16 protein-coding genes are annotated in these 19,337 nt (G+C 62.4%); 5 read left to right on the plus strand and 11 right to left on the minus strand.

Annotation, left to right across the window (positions count from 1 at the left end; genetic code table 11):
* Nucleotides 1–16: 16 nt before the first annotated feature.
* Nucleotides 17–1,663, minus strand: coding sequence for an acyl-CoA synthetase (locus tag E5678_RS08660; RefSeq protein WP_136178144.1), 1,647 nt, complete (start codon nt 1,661–1,663; stop codon nt 17–19).
* Between the two features lie 45 nt (nt 1,664–1,708).
* Here E5678_RS08660 and dnaG point away from each other — a divergent pair, with 45 nt between their 5' ends.
* The 3 genes from dnaG to E5678_RS08675 all read left to right on the plus strand — a co-directional run bounded on the left by dnaG (nt 1,709) and on the right by E5678_RS08675 (nt 8,593).
* Nucleotides 1,709–3,733: a DNA primase gene (gene dnaG, locus E5678_RS08665; protein ID WP_136178145.1), complete on the plus strand. Its 2,025-nt coding sequence runs from the start codon at nt 1,709–1,711 to the stop codon at nt 3,731–3,733.
* A 294-nt stretch (nt 3,734–4,027) separates the two neighbouring features.
* On the plus strand, nt 4,028–6,340 hold the full coding sequence (gene rpoD, locus E5678_RS08670; RefSeq protein WP_136178146.1) for an RNA polymerase sigma factor RpoD: 2,313 nt from the start codon (nt 4,028–4,030) through the stop codon (nt 6,338–6,340).
* 471 nt (nt 6,341–6,811) lie between these two features.
* Nucleotides 6,812–8,593: an acyl-CoA synthetase gene (locus tag E5678_RS08675; protein WP_136178147.1), complete on the plus strand. Its 1,782-nt coding sequence runs from the start codon at nt 6,812–6,814 to the stop codon at nt 8,591–8,593.
* Nucleotides 8,594–8,796: 203 nt separating this feature from the next.
* Here the strand turns inward: E5678_RS08675 and E5678_RS08680 are convergent, their stop codons facing one another.
* From E5678_RS08680 to E5678_RS22615, 5 genes are all read right to left on the minus strand, one after another.
* Nucleotides 8,797–9,504, minus strand: coding sequence for a hypothetical protein (locus E5678_RS08680; protein ID WP_136178148.1), 708 nt, complete (start codon nt 9,502–9,504; stop codon nt 8,797–8,799).
* A complete protein-coding gene (locus tag E5678_RS08685) occupies nt 9,501–10,067 on the minus strand; it encodes a hypothetical protein (protein ID WP_136178149.1) in 567 nt (188 codons plus the stop codon). Before E5678_RS08685 ends, E5678_RS08680 begins: the two co-directional genes overlap by 4 nt.
* 57 nt (nt 10,068–10,124) lie before the next feature.
* Nucleotides 10,125–11,387: a DEAD/DEAH box helicase family protein gene (locus E5678_RS08690; protein ID WP_210732012.1), complete on the minus strand. Its 1,263-nt coding sequence runs from the start codon at nt 11,385–11,387 to the stop codon at nt 10,125–10,127.
* Between the two features lie 103 nt (nt 11,388–11,490).
* Nucleotides 11,491–11,904 carry a hypothetical protein gene (locus E5678_RS08695; protein ID WP_247596957.1) on the minus strand — a complete coding sequence of 138 codons (414 nt, stop codon included), beginning with the start codon at nt 11,902–11,904 and terminating at the stop codon, nt 11,491–11,493.
* On the minus strand, nt 11,904–12,083 hold the full coding sequence (locus tag E5678_RS22615; protein ID WP_247596958.1) for a hypothetical protein: 180 nt from the start codon (nt 12,081–12,083) through the stop codon (nt 11,904–11,906). The genes E5678_RS08695 and E5678_RS22615 overlap by 1 nt, the downstream gene beginning before the upstream one ends.
* Nucleotides 12,084–12,196: 113 nt before the next feature.
* Between E5678_RS22615 and E5678_RS08700 the strand changes: the two genes are divergently transcribed.
* The gene (locus E5678_RS08700) at nt 12,197–13,141 is read left to right on the plus strand and encodes a lysylphosphatidylglycerol synthase domain-containing protein (RefSeq protein WP_136178150.1); all 945 of its coding nucleotides are present in this window, start codon (nt 12,197–12,199) and stop codon (nt 13,139–13,141) included.
* 45 nt (nt 13,142–13,186) lie between these two features.
* Entirely contained in the window at nt 13,187–14,419 is a 1,233-nt protein-coding gene (locus tag E5678_RS08705; RefSeq protein ID WP_168708521.1) for a PQQ-dependent sugar dehydrogenase, read from the plus strand.
* Between the two features lie 75 nt (nt 14,420–14,494).
* Here the strand turns inward: E5678_RS08705 and arsA are convergent, their stop codons facing one another.
* The 5 genes from arsA to E5678_RS08730 are packed head-to-tail and all read right to left on the minus strand — an operon-like array spanning nt 14,495 to nt 19,298.
* The gene (gene arsA / locus E5678_RS08710; RefSeq protein ID WP_136178152.1) at nt 14,495–16,327 is read right to left on the minus strand and encodes an arsenical pump-driving ATPase; all 1,833 of its coding nucleotides are present in this window, start codon (nt 16,325–16,327) and stop codon (nt 14,495–14,497) included.
* A gap of 44 nt (nt 16,328–16,371) precedes the next feature.
* Nucleotides 16,372–17,763, minus strand: coding sequence for a HAMP domain-containing sensor histidine kinase (locus E5678_RS08715; RefSeq protein ID WP_136178153.1), 1,392 nt, complete (start codon nt 17,761–17,763; stop codon nt 16,372–16,374).
* Nucleotides 17,760–18,461 (minus strand): response regulator transcription factor, encoded by a 702-nt coding sequence (locus E5678_RS08720; RefSeq protein WP_136178154.1) that lies wholly within the window; start codon nt 18,459–18,461, stop codon nt 17,760–17,762. Before E5678_RS08720 ends, E5678_RS08715 begins: the two co-directional genes overlap by 4 nt.
* 44 nt (nt 18,462–18,505) lie before the next feature.
* Nucleotides 18,506–18,811, minus strand: a complete 306-nt coding sequence (locus tag E5678_RS08725) for a hypothetical protein (protein ID WP_136178155.1) — start codon at nt 18,809–18,811, stop codon at nt 18,506–18,508.
* 19 nt (nt 18,812–18,830) lie between these two features.
* A complete protein-coding gene (locus tag E5678_RS08730) occupies nt 18,831–19,298 on the minus strand; it encodes a Spy/CpxP family protein refolding chaperone (RefSeq protein ID WP_136178156.1) in 468 nt (155 codons plus the stop codon).
* Between the last annotated feature and the right edge of the window lie 39 nt (nt 19,299–19,337).

Consider the following 19,337-nt stretch of genomic DNA (forward strand, 5'->3'; position numbering starts at 1 on the left):
AGTAGCCTGCGCGGCGTCAGATATCGATAGCCTTCGCAGAACCGGCCAACTTGCGCAGCTCGAACTTCTGAATTTTTCCGGTGCTGGTTTTGGGCAATTCACCGAACACCACCGTGCGCGGCACCTTGAAACCGGCCAGGTGCAGCTTGCAATGCGCCACGATGTCTTCGGGCGTCACATCGGCGCCCTGCTTGAGCTCGACGTACGCACATGGCGTCTCACCCCATTTCGGATCGGCCCGCGCCACCACCGCAGCGACGAGCACCGCCGGGTGGCGGTACAACACGTCCTCGACTTCGATCGATGAAATGTTTTCCCCACCGGAAATGATGATGTCCTTGCTGCGGTCTTTGATCTTGAAGTAACCGTCGGGGTACTGAACCGCCAGGTCGCCGCTGTGAAACCAGCCGCCGGCAAAGGCCTCTTGTGTGGCCTTGGGGTTTTTCAGGTAGCCCTTCATGGCGATGTTGCCCTTGAACATGATCTCGCCCATGGTTTCACCGTCCTGGGGAACGGGCAACAGGGTATCGGGGTCGAGCACGCGCACATCGCGCTCCAGGTGGTAGCGCACACCCTGGCGAGCGTTCAGGCGCGCGCGCTCGCCGATGTCCAGCGCATCCCAGCTTTCATGTTTGGCACACACCGTGGCCGGGCCGTACACCTCGGTCAGCCCATAGACATGGGTCAGGTCAAACCCCATTTGCTCCATGCCCTCGATCATCGAGGCCGGCGGCGCGGCGCCCGCCACCATGGCCTTCACACCCGGCGCAATACCCACTTTCATTTCGGAAGGGCTGTTGACCAGCATCCCGTGCACGATGGGTGCGCCGCAGTAGTGCGTGACACCGTGGTTTCGCATGGCGTCAAAAACCGCCTGTGCCTCCACCTTGCGCAGGCACACATTCACCCCCGCCCTCGCCGCCACCGTCCAGGGGAAACACCAGCCGTTGCAATGGAACATGGGCAGGGTCCACAGGTAGACCGCGTGTTTGGGCATGTCCCACTCCAGCACATTGCTGATCGCGTTCATGGCCGCGCCCCGGTGGTGGTAGACCACGCCCTTGGGGTTGCCAGTGGTGCCACTGGTGTAGTTCAGCGCGATCGCGTCCCACTCGTCGGAGGGCAACTGCCAGGCAAATGCCGGATCACCATTCGCCAAAAAGGTCTCGTAGGTAGCGCTGCCGACGCGCTGCACCAGGCCGGTAAAGACCGGGTCCTCCACATCGATCACCAGCAACGGCGCTGCGCTTTTTCGCAAAGTCAGCGCCTTGGCCACCGTGGGCGCGAACTCCGGGTCCACGATCAAAACCTTGGCTTCGCCGTGGTCCAGCATGAACGCGATGGTTTCGGCATCGAGCCGGGTGTTGAGCGCATTGAGCACCGCGCCGGCCATAGGCACGCCAAAATGCGCCTCGACCATGGGTGGTGTGTTGGGCAACATCACCGCCACCGTGTCGTTCTTGCCCATGCCCGCGCGTTGCAAGGCACTGGCGAGCCGGCGGCTTCGGGCATAGGTCTGGCCCCAGGTCTGGCGCAGGTCGCCGTGCACGATCGCCAGCCGATCCGGATAGACCTCGGCGGTGCGCTCGATGAACGACACCGGCGAAATCGGGGCAAAATTCGCCTCTGTGCGGGGCAAATCCTGGTCAAAGATACTGGGCATGTCTCTATCTCCGGTTGTGGGCTGGCGGTGCGAGAGAATACCCCTGTGGCGATCCCCCAAACATTTATCCAAGAACTGCTCAACCGAGTCGACGTTGTCGACGTGGTGGGACGCTATGTGCAACTCAAAAAGGGCGGCGCCAACCTCATGGGACTGTGCCCTTTCCATGGGGAAAAGTCACCCTCGTTCAGCGTCAGCCCGACCAAACAGTTCTACCACTGCTTCGGCTGCGGCGCCAACGGGAATGCCATCGGTTTTCTGATGGAGCACGCTGGCATGAGCTTCATCGAAGCCGTCAAAGACCTGGCCCAGCAAACCGGCTTGCAAATCCCGGAAGACGACGCCTCGCCTCAAGACCGCGAGCGAGCGGCCCAGCAGCGCCAGAAACAGGCCACGCTCAACAGCGTGCTCGACAAGGCCGCCCACGCCTATATCCAGCAGCTCAAGGTGACGCCTCGCGCGGTGGACTATTTGAAAGGCCGGGGCCTCTCCGGGGAGATCGCCAAAACCTTTGGGCTGGGCTACGCCCCGGAGGGCTGGCGTGGCCTGGCGGGTATTTTTGCCAACTATGCTGATCCGTTGCTGGTGGAGTCGGGCTTGGTGATCGAACATGCCGACGAAATCGGCGTCGATGGCGAAGCCAAGCGCTACGACCGCTTCCGCGACCGCATCATGTTCCCCATCCGCAACGTCAAAGGTGAATGCATCGGCTTTGGCGGGCGCGTGCTCGACAAAGGGGAGCCGAAATACCTCAACTCGCCGGAAACGCCGGTGTTCAGCAAAGGGCGTGAGCTGTACGGCCTGTTTGAGGCCCGCACCCCCATCCGTGTGACCGGATACGCGCTGGTCACCGAGGGCTACATGGACGTGGTGGCCTTGGCGCAGCTGGGGTTTGCCAATGCCGTGGCCACGCTGGGCACTGCGTGCACACCCGACCACGTGCAAAAACTCTTCCGTTTCACCGATTCGGTCGTGTTCAGCTTCGACGGCGACGGCGCCGGCCGGCGAGCCGCGCGCAAGGCGCTGGACGCCGCCCTGCCCCTGGCGACCGATACACGCAGCGTGAAATTCCTGTTTCTGCCGGCGGAGCACGACCCCGACAGCTTCATCCGGGCCAACGGCAGCGAAGCCTTTGCCCAGGCCGTGAAAGAAGCTGTGCCGCTGTCGCGGTTTCTGGTGGATGCGGCCGGCGCCGACTGCGACCTCACCACCGCTGAGGGTCGTGCCCGCATGGCCTCCCAGGCCCGCCCGCTGTGGAGCGCCCTGCCCGATGGCGCCCTGAAACGGCAGCTGATCGGCGAACTGGCCCAGGTCAGCGGGCTGGCCAGCGACGACCTGCTGCAGATCTGGCAAAAGGCTGGCGATGGGCCGCGCAGGCGCGCGGCACCCCCTCCGGAAACCCTCTCACCCGTGTCCGCTCCGCAAGGCCCGGCGGCGAGTTTTTACGAGCACCCCACCACCGCACCCGGGGCCTATCCGCCTGAAACCTACTCAGACCCGGCAGGCGCTGCTGGGGGTTACGGCGCGTCCGCCCCCCGCAAACGCTTTGACAAAGGCGCTTTCGGCGGCAAGCCCTACACGGGTAAATGGCGCAAAGACCCACCCCCGCCGCGCATGCTGGGTCAACGCAAGGCCGGCGGCAGCCGGGCCGACCGAGCGGTCGGCCTGCTCTTGACCCATGCCTCGGTCTGGGAAACCCTCTCCGCCGACGACCACGCCATGCTGGCGCAGCTGCCCGGGCCACCGGGCGACCTGTTCGGCTGGCTGGAAGCCCAGATGCACGACCATGGCCCACAGCCTTGGGCAGCAATGCGCGAAGGCTTGCGCGGACACCCGCATGAGGCTTTTGCTTGTGCACAAGCCGAGCAGCTGGTGGGTGATACCGAGGGCGAAGAAGAAACCGACGAAATCCGTGAAGTGATGACCCGCCTGCGCATCGAACGCCTCAAGGCGCAGGAAAGCGAAGCCATCGCCCTGGCCGCCCAGGACCCCAGCCAGCTGCAGCGTTACCGGGAGCTCCAGGCGCAGCGCAAGGCCCTGGAACACAAAATTGGTGGCACGCCGGTATAATCCAAGGTTTTGCACCGCAAGCGCGACAGCAGCACCTCCGGCAAAGGCCTGCCCCAAAAGGGGCAACACGGGACAATTCCCCGGCCACCTCAGCGACCCCATGGGTCCTGACGGAACTCCGCAAGGACTGCACACCAAATGATCGCCCCAACAGCTTGCAGGCTTGTCTTTTCCGGTGAGAGGCAGGCGTAGTGCCCTACAAGAACCTCCGGTTCAGCTGCTGACAGCTGGTCTCCGGCGATTTTTGTGCGTTCTGCCGGTTCTATTTTCCTGTTCATTTTTTTTGAGGTCCTCATGCCTGCGAAGAAGTCCAGTACGCCTGCCGTGTCCAGCACCAAAGTCGCCGCCAAGGCCAAAAACAGCGCAGCTGTGCCCAAGGCGCCGCCTAAGAAAGTTCCCTCTGTGACTGCCAAGATCCCTGCCAAAACCGCTACCCGCAGCAAAGCCGCTGCCGCCGAAGAGCTCGATACCGTGGACACCACGGTCGAGCCCAAGAAAAAAGCAGGCCGTCCTGCCAAAGCCGCCGGTGACAAGCCCGCTGCCAAACGTGGCCCCAAGGCCAAAGCTGGCGCCAAAAGCAAGAGCCGCAGCGACGATGACGACACCGACATGTCCGACATCGAAGACGACCTGCAAGGTGAGCCGGAAGAAGCCAGCACCGACACCACCGAAGTGGTGGAAAAGGTCAAGCCTTTGCGCATGAAAATCAGCAAGGCCAAAGAGCGCGCGCTGATGAAAGAATTCGGCCTGGACGAAACCGTCCTGTCTGAAGAAGAAGCCAAATCCCGCCGCGAGCACATCAAGGCCCTGATCAAGCTGGGCAAGACCCGCGGCTACCTGACCCACGGCGAAATCAACGACCACCTCCCCGACAAGCTGGTCGACGCCGAGACGCTGGAAGTTGTGGTCGCCATGTTGAACGACATGGGCGTGGCCGTTTACGAACAAACGCCCGATGCCGAAGCGCTGATCATCACAGACAACGCGCCGTCCGGCTCCAGCGAAGAAGAAGCCGAAGAAGCCGCTGAAGCCGCCCTGTCCACCGTGGACAGCGAATTCGGCCGCACCACCGACCCTGTGCGCATGTACATGCGCGAAATGGGCACCGTGGAGCTGCTCACGCGTGAAGGCGAAATCGAAATCGCCAAGCGCATCGAAGGCGGCTTGCACGACATGATGGCCGCGATCAGCGAAAGCCCCGCCACCATCGCCGAGATCCTGTTGTTGTCCGAAGACATCCGCGAAGGCAAGATCGTCATCTCCACCGTGGTGGACGGTTTTGCCGATGCCAACGCAGCCGATGACTACGTGGCAGAAGAAGACTTCGACGAATACGACGAAGAAGACGACGACGACGGCAAAGGCGGCTCCAAGGCGCTGACCCGCAAGCTCGAAGAACTCAAGCGCGAAGCGCTGGAGCGTTTCGACACCATGCGCAACCTGTTTGAGAAGCTGCACAAGACCTACGACAAAGAAGGTTACGGCACGCCCACCTACGTCAAGACCCAGCAGGCGATTACTGAAAAGCTGATGAGCATTCGCTTCACCGCGAAATCGATCGAGAAGCTCTGCGGCACCATGCGCAGCCAGGTCGACGATGTGCGCAAGAAAGAGCGCGAAATGCGCCGCATCATTGTCGACAAGTGCGGCATGCCCCAGGAAAAATTCATTGCCGACTTTCCCGCCAACCTGCTCAACCAGCAGTGGGTGGTGAAGCAGGCCGCTTCGGGCAAGCCCTGGAGCGTGATCATGGAACGCAACATCCCGCCTGTGCAGGAATTGCAACAAGGTCTGCTGGATATCCAGAACAGTGTGGTGGTGCCGATCGCGCACCTGAAAGACATCCACAAGCGCATGAACTCGGGTGAATCCACCTCGCGTGATGCGAAGAAAGAGATGATCGAGGCCAACCTGCGTCTGGTGATCTCGATCGCCAAGAAGTACACCAACCGTGGCCTGCAGTTCCTTGACCTGATCCAGGAAGGCAACATCGGTCTGATGAAGGCGGTCGACAAGTTCGAATACCGCCGTGGCTACAAGTTCTCGACCTACGCCACCTGGTGGATCCGTCAGGCCATCACCCGCTCGATCGCCGACCAGGCGCGCACCATTCGCATCCCGGTGCACATGATCGAGACCATCAACAAGATGAACCGCATCAGCCGCCAGCACTTGCAGGAACACGGCTTCGAACCCGATGCGTCCATCCTGGCTGAAAAGATGGAGATGCCTGAGGAAAAGATCCGCAAGATCATGAAGATCGCGAAAGAGCCGATCTCGATGGAAACCCCCATCGGCGACGACGACGATTCGCACCTGGGCGATTTCATCGAAGACTCGGCCAACACAGCGCCTATCGAAGCTGCCATGCAGGCCGGTCTGCGCGACGTGGTTAAAGAGATCCTCGACAGCCTCACGCCGCGCGAAGCCAAAGTGTTGCGCATGCGCTTCGGTATCGAGATGTCCACCGACCACACGCTGGAAGAAGTGGGCAAACAGTTCGACGTGACCCGCGAACGCATTCGCCAGATCGAGAGCAAGGCCGTGCGCAAACTCAAGCACCCCAGCCGCTCGGACAAGCTGCGCAGCTTCATCGATTCGATGTAACTGTTGCTTTATTGCGCTCCGGTGCGCACTGAAAAGGGGAGCCACTGGCTCCCCCTTTTTTTTGGCCCTTGCCCAAAACCCGCGCTGGTGGGGCGTTTGCGGACGGTTACGACCCGCGGTCAAGCGGCCTCGCATAGCGGTATGCAACAACTGCATGCCTTTCCGCCCTGCGGTTGTTTGAGAACCTAGGGTTAACCCTTAATCTTGAGTCTTCTCCACTTTGCACCGGCTTCCGGTGAACTTTCCTGATGTACACCCTGTTTGCTCTCGTGACCCGCCTTCGCTACTGGAACAGCGCCATGCCGCGTTTGGTCAACGCCGGTCACCGCGCAAAAGCCCGCATGCAACCAGGTGCAGCACGCCGCTGAGCGGCTCATTGCAAGCCCTTCAAAGGGTGCGCCTTGCGCGCTGGTGACTGACTGGGACCGGCAACGGCCTCGACAATGCGTTCTTTGCCCACAAGGAATGCGCATGACCGCCCAGCCCAACAGCAGCCAGCCCTTGGCTGAGACCCTTGCCGAACCGTTTGCGCCGGTGCAGCCAGTGCGCAACGCCACCGACGTGCGGGCGCTGGAGCAAATGCCCCTGGCGCAGCGCATTCAACCGCGCAGCACCTACGAGCTGATCCGCAACAGCGCAGCGGCATTCGGCGCCAAAACGGCCTTCACCTTCCTGCCGACAGCCGAGCCTGACGCACCGGCAGTGCGTTGGTCGTACGCCCAGCTGCTGCAGGGTGTGCACCAAACCGCCAACGCCTTGCACCGCCTCGGCTTGCAGGCTGGTGACGCCGTGGCCGTGTTGCTGCCCGGCTGTCTTGAATACCACCTGGCCCTTTGGGGCGGCGCGGCTGCGGGCATCGTGCAACCGCTCAATCCGCTGCTCAGCGACGAAAAGCTGACCGCCCTGATGAATGCCGCCAAAGCCCGTGTGCTCATCGCCTGGGGTGACGAAGCCAGCGAAGGCGAAGCTGGCCTGTGGGCCAAGGCCCAGCGCATACGCCACCAGGTCCCCAGCCTGCAAACTGTGCTTCGCGTGGCGCCGCACGGTGAAGCTTCAGCGCCAGCGTTGACCGATGGCAATGCAGCCTTCCAAACGCTCATCGCCGCCGAGCCCGACGATCACCTGGTCAGCGGCCGCCTCATCGCGCCCACCGACATCGCCGCCTACTTCCACACCGGCGGCACCACAGGCGCGCCCAAGCTCGCGCGCCACAGCCACGGTGCCCAGGTGTTCACTGCATGGGCCTGCGTGCAGCTGCAAGGCGTGCGGGTGGACGACGTGGCGATCAACGGCTACCCCTTGTTCCACGTCGCCGGCGTGTTGCCTGGCGCTCTCACCTCGCTGAGCGCCGGCGCAGAAACCGTGATCCCCACCAATGCGCTGTTCCGCAACAAGGCGGTGATCGCCAACTTCTGGAAGCTCGTGGAAACGCACAAAGTCAGCGTGCTCTCGGGCGTGCCCACCGTGTTGTCCGCGCTCGCCAATGTGCCCGTGGGCGACGCCGACACCAGCTCACTGCGCTATGGACGCACTGGCGCCGCACCCATGCCTGCCGACCTGGCCGCGCGTTTGAAGAAATTGCTCGGCATTCAGGTGCACGAAAGCCTGGGCATGACCGAAATGGCCGGCATCTCCACCATCACCCCCCCCGGCATGAGCGCCCCACCCGGTTGCGTGGGCATCCGCCTGCCCTACACCCAGTGGCGCATCGTGGCGCTGGACGAACAAGGCGGTGCCAGCGACCGCGAATGTGCACCGGGCGAGGCCGGCATGGTGCTGTTCAAGAGCCCCAACCTGTTCTCCGGTTTTCTGGACGCACACGACAACACCAAGGCGTTTACCCACGATGGCTGGCTCGCCACCGGTGACCTGGGCTTCATCGACGAGCAAGAGCGCCTGCATCTGAGCGGTCGCTCCAAAGACCTCATCATCCGCAGCGGCCACAACATCGACCCCAAAGTCATCGAAGACGCCCTGGCCGCCCACCCCGCCGTGCAGCTCTGCGCAGCGGTCGGCGCGCCCGACGCTTACGCCGGTGAACTGCCCGTGGTCTTCGCCACACTCATTCCCGGCGCCACCGCCACCGAAGAAGAGTTGCTGGCATTTGTGTGTGCCGGCGTGGACGAGCCACCTGCCCGGCCCAAGCGCCTGACGATTCTGGAGACCATGCCCATGACCAATGTGGGCAAGATCTACAAGCCGGACTTGCGGGTGCTTGCGGCGGCGGCCAACTCCGCCAAATCAGCGGCCTGATCCCTGTGGAAATGACGCTCAAGCGAATCAAGTCGCCTCGGTAGCCGAGACCCCAGATCGCCCCCGACCAACATCAACTGCGCAAGCCGGTCCGCGGCTCCAAACAGTCGCCATCGCTCATGCGATCGTCGTGCATCCGTTGCACCAATCCCAGTGCTTCTGGACGAGGAAATGGGTGTTGGTGTTCATGAGGTGTTCAGGGATCAAAGGCGCGTGAAGGCGCGCAGGGTATCGGTGAGATTGGGCAAGCGGCTCTGGCTGGCCGCATCGCCAGGCAAGTGCCCGGCCAGCGTTGTCAAAAAGTCGGCATTGGCCAACAGCCCGGAAAATGCGCTCGCCAGGTAAGCGCGAAGCTCGGCGGGCATGGCTTCGCACTCGCTCAACAGCTCAGGGCGCCGGTCGGTCACGGCCACGATGTCTTCCATGTCGTGGCTGCCCAAGAAGTCGGGTTCGCCATTGGCATCGCGGCCACGGTCGTTGAACGCTTCCAGCTTCGTGGCAATGAACATCGGCGCTGCAATCAGCTTGATCTGCAGGCCAGAAGGCAGCAACACGGTTTGCGCGGTCTCTATGGCCAGCGGATACCAGCGGTTCGCAAAACCCAGGATCTCTTTCACCGTGGGCATCACGTCCAGCGTTACGTTTTTGTAGACCCAGCGGCAAATCGGCGCTTCTGGCCGCATGTCGTTGCTGAAGCCCTGCGCCCGCACGCGCTCTTCCACCGCGTGGTAATCGTGCACGGTGAGCGCCTGCGCCACGATGTCCACATCTTCCGTCGCCCGAATACGGTCTGGCCGGGCTTGGGTGAGCAGCAGGCCCGCAGCGCAACCGCCCACAAACACCACCTCGTCACACACCGGCCCCAGCGCATGCGCCACCAGCTCCAGGATTTCCAGATTGGGATTGCTCATAAAGCCAGCGCCTTCAACCGAACTTCCAGCAAACCGCGCGCCAGCTCCCGCTCCCGCGCCTGCCCGATGCGCAAGGCATCAAACAACGCCAGCAACTCATACAAACAAGGGTCGGCCTGCGCCGCCAGCGGCAGCTTGGGGTAAAGCGGCAACAGCGTGCTGCCGCGCACCGGCCCATCGGCATGCGGCCAAACCGGCGGCAACTCGTCTGCAAACATCACCAGCGATTTCAGCGGTTCCACGCCATACGCCGTGGGAAAGCCGACCGTCACTTCGCCCCGCACCGCAGGAAAGAAATACGGCGCGCCCTGCAACAGCAGCGGTCGAAACGCCGGCATCACCAGCGCCGGCGAACCGCCCACCTCGGTGAGCAAGCGCGCAGCGCTCAGCCGGGCCAAACAGGCATGGGCCTCGAACTGAGACATGTGCATGGCGCGGGCCAGCTCGGCGTAAATCAGCCGCTCTCCCGCGAGACACACCAGCTTCAGCGCCATGGCCAAGTCTTGCGGCTTGAGCGACCACTGCGCGTGGCTCAGCCTTGCTTTGATACCGGTTGAACTCATGGATTCACCTATTTATGCAATATGCAGATTGCACAAATATAGACGATATGAAGAAATTTATCTATTTTTATGCAGTATGCATATTGCATAAAACCACAAATCAGCCCAGCTATGGCCTGTCATTCGCTGTTCGCGAACAGCGAATGCACCCCCCGAACCGCTGACGCGTTCAACAAGCCCTGGCCTCAAGTGCCCCACCAAAGCACTCAGGGATACAACACCATATCGCCCACCACCTGGATCACCTTCGCGGCCTCCAGCCGGCGCGACAAAGCATCGGCATCGTCCACAGTTGCCCCCTGCCCCACGATGGACTTCAAATGCCGCAACAAGGATGGCAACTTGGTCGGGCGGTTTTTGCCCATCTTGGTGAGCGAGGTATTCGCCCGAGCCAAGACCTTGTCCGCTTGGCTTGCTGCCGCCTTGGCTGCAGGTGCCTGCTTGGGCTGCACCGATTTCGCCGCAGCTTTCTTGGCGGGCATTTTTATCGAGCTGGTTGCCTTGCAGGTGCTGGACGATGTATTCCTCGCCGAACTTGTAGGCGTTGTGGGGCGAGGCGTAGGCGTCGAACTCTTTTTTGGTCTGGCGCGCGAGGTTGCCGCGGTCCACCAGAAACAGCACACGGCGCACGCCGCCAAACTTGATGAGGCGGTAGATGAAGCTGATGCTGGTAAACGTTTTGCCGCTGCCGGTGGCCATCTGGATCAGGGCGCGCGGCTTGTTGGCGGCCAGGCTTTCCTCCAGGTTGCGGATGGCGGTGATCTGCACAGGCCAGAGCTTGAAGCTGGCGCCGCCCTGACCCCATTCGGTGACCAGCGTAGGCCTTTGTTGCAGGCGGACGAGGAAGGTGGGCGCCTGATCAGGCTCGCTGGCTGCTGAAGCTGAACCCGCCTGCACCGGCAAATAGGTCAACCATTGCACCAGCAGCTCGGGTCGGAAGAAGGCAAACAGCGGTCGGGCGCGGGGCTGGGGATCGAGCCCGTTGGTGAAGCGGGTTTCCACCCCGGTGGACTCGAACACGAAGGGCAGCGGCCGGCGCCAGGCCGGCAAGGCGGCGGGCAGGCCTTGGGCGTAGAGGGCGCTTTGTACTTCCACGCCACTCAGGGTAGCGCCCTCTTTCTTCGCCTCGATCACGCCACAGGCTTTGCCGTTGACGTAAAGCAGGTAGTCGGCGAAGCCGTGACCGGGGTTGAGGGGAAACTCGCGAATGGCCACGCCCGTGGCTGCGTGGATGTTGGCGCTGGCCACATTGCAGACGTGCCAACCCGCCGCGGTGAGCAGCGCATCAATGGTCTGGCGGGCACGGGCCTCTGGCGTCATGGACGGCTATTCTTCGTTGTTTCCTCTTGTTGCATTCTAGGGGCGTTGCGGCGCGCCTGCGCCCCAGGCTGACAGGGTTGACAACTGGCCGGCGAAAACGGCGTTATACCAACGCCCCCAGCGCCTCAACGCCCACCGGTGGCTCGGGCAACCAGGGCAGCACAAAAGTGCGCTGTGCCAGCCCGTTGGCAATGCGCTCGGTCTGGTGGCGTTCGCCAGCCAAACGCGCCTTCAGCAGTGGATCGGTTGTGCCAGTGGCGGCGATGCTTTTGTTGATGACCCATGCCCAGGATTCGATCTGGGCGCGGCGCAGATGGTCTTTCAGGGCGGCGGCCTGGCTGACCGGTGTGGCTCCGGGCAAAGTCACGATGACCACGTGGGTCATGCTGGCGTCCTGCAGGCGCACCAGAGGCGTGATGATGTGCAGCGCGCCGGGCTTGCTTTCATTGCTCTCGCCGTCCTTGCTGCCTTCGTATTGCTGCACCATCCGCAGGTGGTAAGCGCCGGTAGCGTCCATCAAAGCGGGCTGCGGCCTGTGGGTGTGGCGCCGAGCAAGACGAAATTGGTGCGGGCCTCGTTGTTCACGCGCCTGAAGGCGTAGGACACGGCGACTGCTTCGGTACACAGCAAGTGCAGCTTTATGGCGACACGCCGCTCGGGCGCATTGCGGGGCCAGCCAAAGTAAGGCCAGCTCACATAGAATCGCGCGAGATGTTGCCAACACGGCGACTCTTGAGAGTCGTTTATATGCCCCTGACTGGCACCCCCTGCCTCCCGACGATCATCCTTTTCGTCACCCAATTTCTCAGATGAAGCGCTCCATCCTTCGGGTGATCATGATTGGCCTGCTGCTGCTGGCCAGCGGTTATTTTTTATATCACCTCTGGGGCAACTTTCACCAACTGCCCAACGTTGTGTGGAACAAGGCAACCGTTGTGGCCCTGAGCCTTTCGGTGCTGGGTACCTGGGTAACGATCGCTCTGATTGCCTTGATCTGGGTGTTGCTGTTGCGTGATCAAAACGTACAAATGCCCTACCTGGAAGCGCTGCAGATCATCGCCGTTTCACAGATGGGCAAGTACCTTCCGGGAAATATCGGTCACTTCACCGGCCGCGTGCTGCTCGGCAAGGCAGCTGGCGTTCCCGCGGGAAAGACCATTGCCACCATGGCAATCGAGACCTTCTGGACCCTGGCTATCAGTGCCAGCTTCACCTTGGCCGCGCTTGTATTCTTTGTGCACGACCTGCACCAGGGGCTGGTGGACAACGCGCACCCGGTTTACATGGCGGCCTTGAGCATCGCCCTGTTGCTGGCCCCCTTTGTTGGCATTCAGGTCTTCAATGTCATGCTGCCCAAGCTCAGTCGAAAACTGGGTCGAGGCGCGTTGCTGGTCAGACCCCAGTTGACAACAGCGGTGATGGTTTCGCTACTCATGATGCTTTGCTTCGCCATCCTGGGCAGCATCCTGGAGCTACAAGCCATCTCGCTTTTTGGTCATGGCGAGGGGAACTGGCTCCAACTGACCCTGCTTTTCACTGTCGCATGGACGGTCGGATACATGTTGCCTGGCGCCCCGGGTGGACTTGGCGTGCGCGAAGCCATGATGATGCAATTGCTCACACCCGTAATTGGTATCGAGGTCGCTTTGGGGGTCAGTCTGACCATGCGAGCCACATCCATGGTTGGGGACGCCTCGGCCTTCTTGCTGGGCATGCTGTTCCGCCCGACCCAGAAAAAACAGCCTGCTATTTGACCAGGCTCCTTCATCATGGAAATATCAAAGCCCTTGCGGCGCACCTTGATCCTGACCGGTTTCGCGGCGATCTGTCTGGCCGCTGCATTTTTGTTGGGACAACGCTCAGTCACACAAAAAGACGCCGCGTATTTCTTCGTCAAGGAAACCAAGGTCAAGGTGGTGCATGAGGTCAACCAGTTGAGCGAGAGACTCGAATCGCGGCCGAAGATCGCTGACCCTTACGCCTCCGACGAGATAAAGGTCTTCACCGGCAACGACTTCAGTCTGCAACTGCTGCACCTGGAAGGCTTCGGCAACAGCGAAAAAACCGCCGGCTATGTGCCGGACGCTCAAGGTGTGATCACCAAGTACGAACAGAACGATCTGGACACGCATTGGACTCATTTCGGGCTGGGTGAAGCCATTCAGGATGCCAAACCGTCGACATATCGCGGCGGTGGGCTCAAGCAAATCTGGGTATACCAGGACCAGACTTTCGGCCTGATCAGCCTACAGCAGACCCTGAATGGCTGCTACTTCGCCTCCGTGGTGAACCTGAGTCTGCGCAAAGAGGTGTTTCGCGCGCCCTGCCTTCCCCCTGTGGATGAGCTGGATTTCAGCAGCATCGGCGGCGCCTGGACCGCGGTTCCGGGCGGCATCATCATGAGTCTGGGCACGCCTTCGGACGACGAGCGCGTCGCAAACCTGGCTCAGGATCCAGCCTCTCCCTACGGCAAAGTCTTGTTCTTCGACGATGCCCGCCTGAAGGCGCAAAGCGCAGTGCGGCGTGAAGCCTTCCAGGTGCACTCCAGTGGCCATCGAAATCCGCAAGGCATGGTGCGCGTTGGCAATGCCATCTATGCTATCGACCACGGCCCCAAGGGCGGCGATGAAATCAACCTGCTGGAGTCAGGGCGGAACTATGGCTGGCCTCTTTTCTCACTGGGTTCGACCTACCAAGGCCAGCCCCATCGCGCGGTGGGCGATCCGCAGGTCTATACCGGGCCACTGTTTGCCTTCGTGCCCTCGATCGCGCCAAGCGACATCACGAGCTGCCCGGCTTTGCTGATGCAACGCTATGCCCCATTGAACTGCGTGCTGATCACATCCCTGCGCGGCCAGTCACTGTTTGTTGGCCTGATCGGTCAAGACCATCGCGTGGTGTCGCTAGAACGGATCAACGTGGATATGCGGCTTCGCGAGTTCCTCCGCCTGCCCGGCGACCGCCTCGCAGTCGCGACCGACGGCTTTGGCGCCTTCGAAGTGGTCTTCGGCGACCTCATCATCCCGCACTGAACGACCCATACCCAGTGCGAATCGGTGCGCCGGGTGGCACCACAGTGCTGATCACTCCGGGCAAGAAGTTGGCCATCATGCACCGGTCACCAACGCCCCCAGCGCTGCAACCCCCACCGGCGGCTCGGGCAACCAAGGCAAGACAAATGTGCGCTGAGCCAACCCCTGGGCGATGCGCTCGGTCTGCTTGATCTCCCCCTTCAGGCGGGCCTGCAGCAACGGGTCTGTCGTGCCGGTGGCGGCGATGCTTTTGTTGATGACCCAGGCCCAGGGCTCGATCTCGGCTCGGCGCAGATCGTCTTGCAGTGCGGCGGCCTGGCTGACCGGAGTGGCTTCAGGCAAAGTCACGATGACCACGCGGGTCATGCTCGCATCTTGCAGGCGCATCAGGGGCGTGATGATGTGCAGCGCGCCGGGCTTGCTTTCATTGCCTTCGCCGTCTTTGCTGCCTTCGTATTGCTGCACCATCTGCCGGTGGTAGGCGCCAGTGGCGTCCATCAGCAGCAGGCTGTGGCCGGTGGGCGCGGTGTCGAGCACCACGAAGGCGGTGCGCGCTTCGTTGACCACGCGGCTGAAAGCGTGGAACACCGCCACCTCTTCGGTACAGGGCGATTGCAGGTCCTCCAGCAGCAGGGCCCTGCCCTCCTCGTCCAGCGCCTTGCCGCGCGTGCTCATGATCTTGTGGATGTAGGCCTCGGTCTCGGCCTGTGGGTCGATGCGGCCCACCTTCAGGCCCTCCAGCGATCCATTCAAGGCAGCGGCCACGTGGGCGGCGGGATCGGTGGTGGTCAGGTGCACGCTGTGACCGCGCTGCACCAGGCCCACCGCGAGCGCGGCGGCGATGGTGGTCTTGCCCACACCGCCTTTGCCCATGACCATGATGAGGCCGTGGCCCACTGCGGCCAACTCGTCGGCCATGCGGGCCAACGGCTCGGCGGGCAATTCGTGGCTCTTCTTTGAACGCCCTTCGACCGGCTCAGTGCGAACGGATGTGGATGCGGTACCGCCGAGCAGCGCGCGCAGCGCGGGCAGGCCCACGGTGTCAAATGCCCGCAAAGGCACTTCATCTCGCGGCAAGCTGGCCAGGCTGTCGGGCATGGTGGCCATGGCCTGCTGACCCAGCGCTTCGATAGCGGCGGCCACCGGGTCACCGGCCTTGCTCGCATGAAACACGCCGTTGATGGCCAGGCGCTGGTTGGCCAGACCCAGGGTGCGCAGCTCATCGGCGGTGCGAGCGGCTTCCTGCATGGGTCGAGGATCGGGCCGGGTCACGAGCACCACGGTGGTGAGCGCAGGGTCACTCAATGCCTTCAGCGCGGCATTGAAACGCGCTTCCTGCATTTTCAGGCCCGAGTGTGGGCCCAGACAGGATGCGCCCCGGTCATTGCCGGCCAGAAAACCCGACCAGGCCTTGGGCAGGCTGAGCAAACGCAGCGTGTGGCCGGTGGGCGCGGTGTCAAAAACGATGTGGTCGTAAACCGAATCTTTTCCCGTGCCTCCCTCCCCGGCCAGCAAGGCAGCGAATTCATCAAATGCAGCGATTTCGGTGGTGCATGCGCCCGAGAGTTGTTCGCGCACCGTCTGGCGCTCTTCATCGCTTGCATCAACTTCAAGCTGGGCGAGCACGCGCTGGCGGTAGGCTTCTGCGGCCGTGTCGGGATCGATGTTGAGCATGTGCAAGCCGGGCACGCCGGGCACCGCCACCGCTTGATTCGACAGCGGTACGCCGAGCATCTCGTCGAGGTTGGACGCTGCATCGGTGCTGACGAGTAACACACGTTGGCCGGTGTCGGCCAGCGCGATGGCCGTGGCCGTGGAGAGCGACGTTTTGCCGACACCCCCTTTGCCCGTGAAGAAGAGAAAGCGGGTGGGCGCCGCCACAAAGCCGGGAGATGGGATGGAAGTCATCGTTCCAGTGTGCCGCATGGCGCCTCAGCCGGCCATGATGCGGATCAAGACCCTGCCAGTTTGACGACCACCGACAACCCCGGGTGCACATTGCGAACAACACAAGACCCACCATGCGCTTGGGCCACCAGTTTGCACAGGTACAGCCCCAGGCCCACGCCGCCCGCACTCCGGGTGCGCGCCGAGTCGGGCCTGAAGAAGGGCTCGGCCATCCGGCCGATCTGATCTTCCGGCACACCTGGCCCAAAATCCCGAACCTCGATCTCCACGCCGCCACCCGCCACCGGGCGCAGATGCAGCTCGGGTGCCGGTGTGGCGTCAGCGCTGTGGCGCAGGGCATTGTCCAGCAGGTTGCGCAGCAGCAGGCGGATGCGTGTGCAGTCCACCTGCACAGCAGGCAGGTCGACCGGCGTGTGCAGCGACACATGCGCGGCCTGCGGATGTTTGCTCTGCAGGCCTTCGATCACGCTGCGCGCCAGCAGGCTGAGGTCGACTGTTTCGCGGTTCAACGCAGCATGCTGGGTGGCCAGCCGCTCGCTCTCCAACAGATCGCTGATGAGGCTGGCCATTTCCTGAAGATCGCGCAACAAGGCTTCGCGCTGCGGATTCACCTCAGTCGTTTCGGGCAGCAACTCGGTGTTGAGGCGGGCGCGGGTGAGCGGGCTGCGCAGCTCATGGCTGATGGCCAACAGCAAGGCCCGCTTGGCATCGAGCATTTGCCGGATGTCCTGACCCATGGTATTCATGACCCCCGCCAGCTGACTGAGTTCGTCCGGTCGAGCCCTGCATTTCAGATCGATGGGCTCATTGAAATTGCCCGCGCCAAACCGCTTCGCGCCAGCGCTGATGGCGTCCAGCGGGCGCAGCAGGCGGCGCACATAAAGCCAGGCCAGCGTGGTCAACAGCAACAATGCGCCGATGGCCACGCCGAAATGGCGGGATTGTTGCGCAAAGGCCGTTTCATCGATACCAAAAACGATGGTGTGTCCGTCGAGCGTGGCGCGCTGCAAAATGGCCTGCCAGTTTTTGTCGCTGCCCCAGTCTTCATTTGTTCCGTCCGCACGCTGGCCACCCCAGCGATTGCGTTGCCAGCCGTGCGCCGAATTCCCAGGATGGGATTCCCAGTTGATGCTCGGGCCTTGGATGTCCACAGTGAGGGGCAACCGCTTCGTCAAGGCCAGCGCGGCAGCCTGGTCGGGTGAAGCACCGCCGCGCGTGATGTCGGCCGCCAGATGGTCCACGTAGTCCATGAGCAACGGGCGCGCGGCCTCCTTCCACCCCACAGTAAAGGCACGCTGGGCACCCACCACAAACACGGCACTCATGGCAAAAGCCAGCAAGAGAAAGACGACGACCAGGCGCAATTTGATGGAGTGCGCCACTGCGTGCACGCAGCGTTTCACCCAGGGCTCCTGGCGTTCGAACGACGTGCTCATGGTACGAGGGGTCGCAAGGCCAATGAGTAGCCCGCATTGCGCAGGGTTTTGATGCAGTCCAGTGGTTCGAGTTTTTTGCGCAACCGGCTGACCACAATATCCACAGCCCGCGTGTACAGATCGGCCTCGTGGCCGCGCAACTGGTTGAGGATGTCGTCGCGGTTGTGGACCTTACCCGGCTCGCGGGCCAGCAGGAGCAGCAGCTCAAACTCGGTCCCCGTCAGCTCGACCAAGGTCCCTTGGCGCTGCACCTCTCGCCGGGCCACATCGATGCTCAGGCCCTCAAAACGCAAATCCAGCGGGGCCTCCTTGCCAGCATCAACCGGGCCCTGTGCCTTGGTCTGGCGGCGCAAAACCGTCTGGATGCGGGCCACCAGTTCGCGGGGCTCAAACGGCTTGGGCAAATAGTCGTCCGCACCAAGCTCCAGGCCCACCACGCGGTCCATGACTTCGCCGCGCGCCGTCAGCATGATGATGGGAATGTCGCTGGTTCGGCGAATGGTTCGACACAGCTCAAAACCGTCCATTTCAGGCAACATGACATCAAGAATGGCGGCGTCAAAGCCACCCCGGGCGAGCAGGGCCAAGCCTTCACTGGGTTTCAGGGCATGGGTGAGCCCCAGCTCGAAACGCTGGAAATACGTGGCCAGCGGCGGGCCTAGCTGATGATCGTCGTCAATGAGCAAGATCTGGTGCATACGGCATTTTCACATTGGCGCCCCATTCACGGCGGACGGCCCGCTCAAGCGGGCACCCGGCTGGTGCGGTGGCGAGCGATCAAACGCCGCAGGCGGTGTTGCACGGGCGCGGTCAGCGCATCAAAGCGGTCGGCAACCGACAACAACGCAGGCAACACGGGCAGTGCATCCACCGGCAAACGGCGCGACAACCCCGCCCAGAGCCCCAGGGCGTGTTCGCGATCAAAGCGTGGCCCCCACACCATGGCCAGCAGCTCGGCGTGGGGGTCTTCGAGTCCGGCCAGCAGCACTGGCGCATACGAACGGGACTGCTGAGTGAGCAGCCGCAGGGGCGTTTGATCGAAAGGCATGAGCGGCCTTCCGATCACATCAACCGCGACCCCACCAACCGTGGCGGCGCTCCAGCTTCTCGCGAACCTGTTTTTGCTGCTCGGGATTCAGGCTGTCGAAAAAATCGGCCAGCGCGTTGATGGTCTGCGGCGCGTTGCCCTGAATGGCCTGGGTTTTCTGGTCGAGCAGGGTTTGTGCTGCGGTGCGGTCAAATTTCTCACCGGCGATCAAGGTCTTGAGCTCGGTGCGCGGGTCAGCACTTTCGCCCCGGAAAGCGGTGCGCGAAGCGATGATCTGATCGGCCAGGGTACCCAGCTTCTGCTTTTGCGCCACGTCCAGCTCGAGCTTGCCGCTGATTTTTTCGACCACCTTGCCGCGCACTTCGCTCACGCGCTCAGCGCTCCAGCCCTCGCCGTGGTGCCCACGTGAGCCGCAGGCGCTGAGGCCTCCGAGCACAACAGTGACGCTGGTCAGGCCGATGAGTGTTTTTTTGATCCAGGGTTTCATGACGGTGTTCCTTTCAGGAAGCTGTTGAAGATGTCCGTC

Origin of the sequence: Hydrogenophaga sp. PAMC20947, from assembly GCF_004795855.1 — a bacterium.
Taxonomy (GTDB): domain Bacteria; phylum Pseudomonadota; class Gammaproteobacteria; order Burkholderiales; family Burkholderiaceae_C; genus Hydrogenophaga.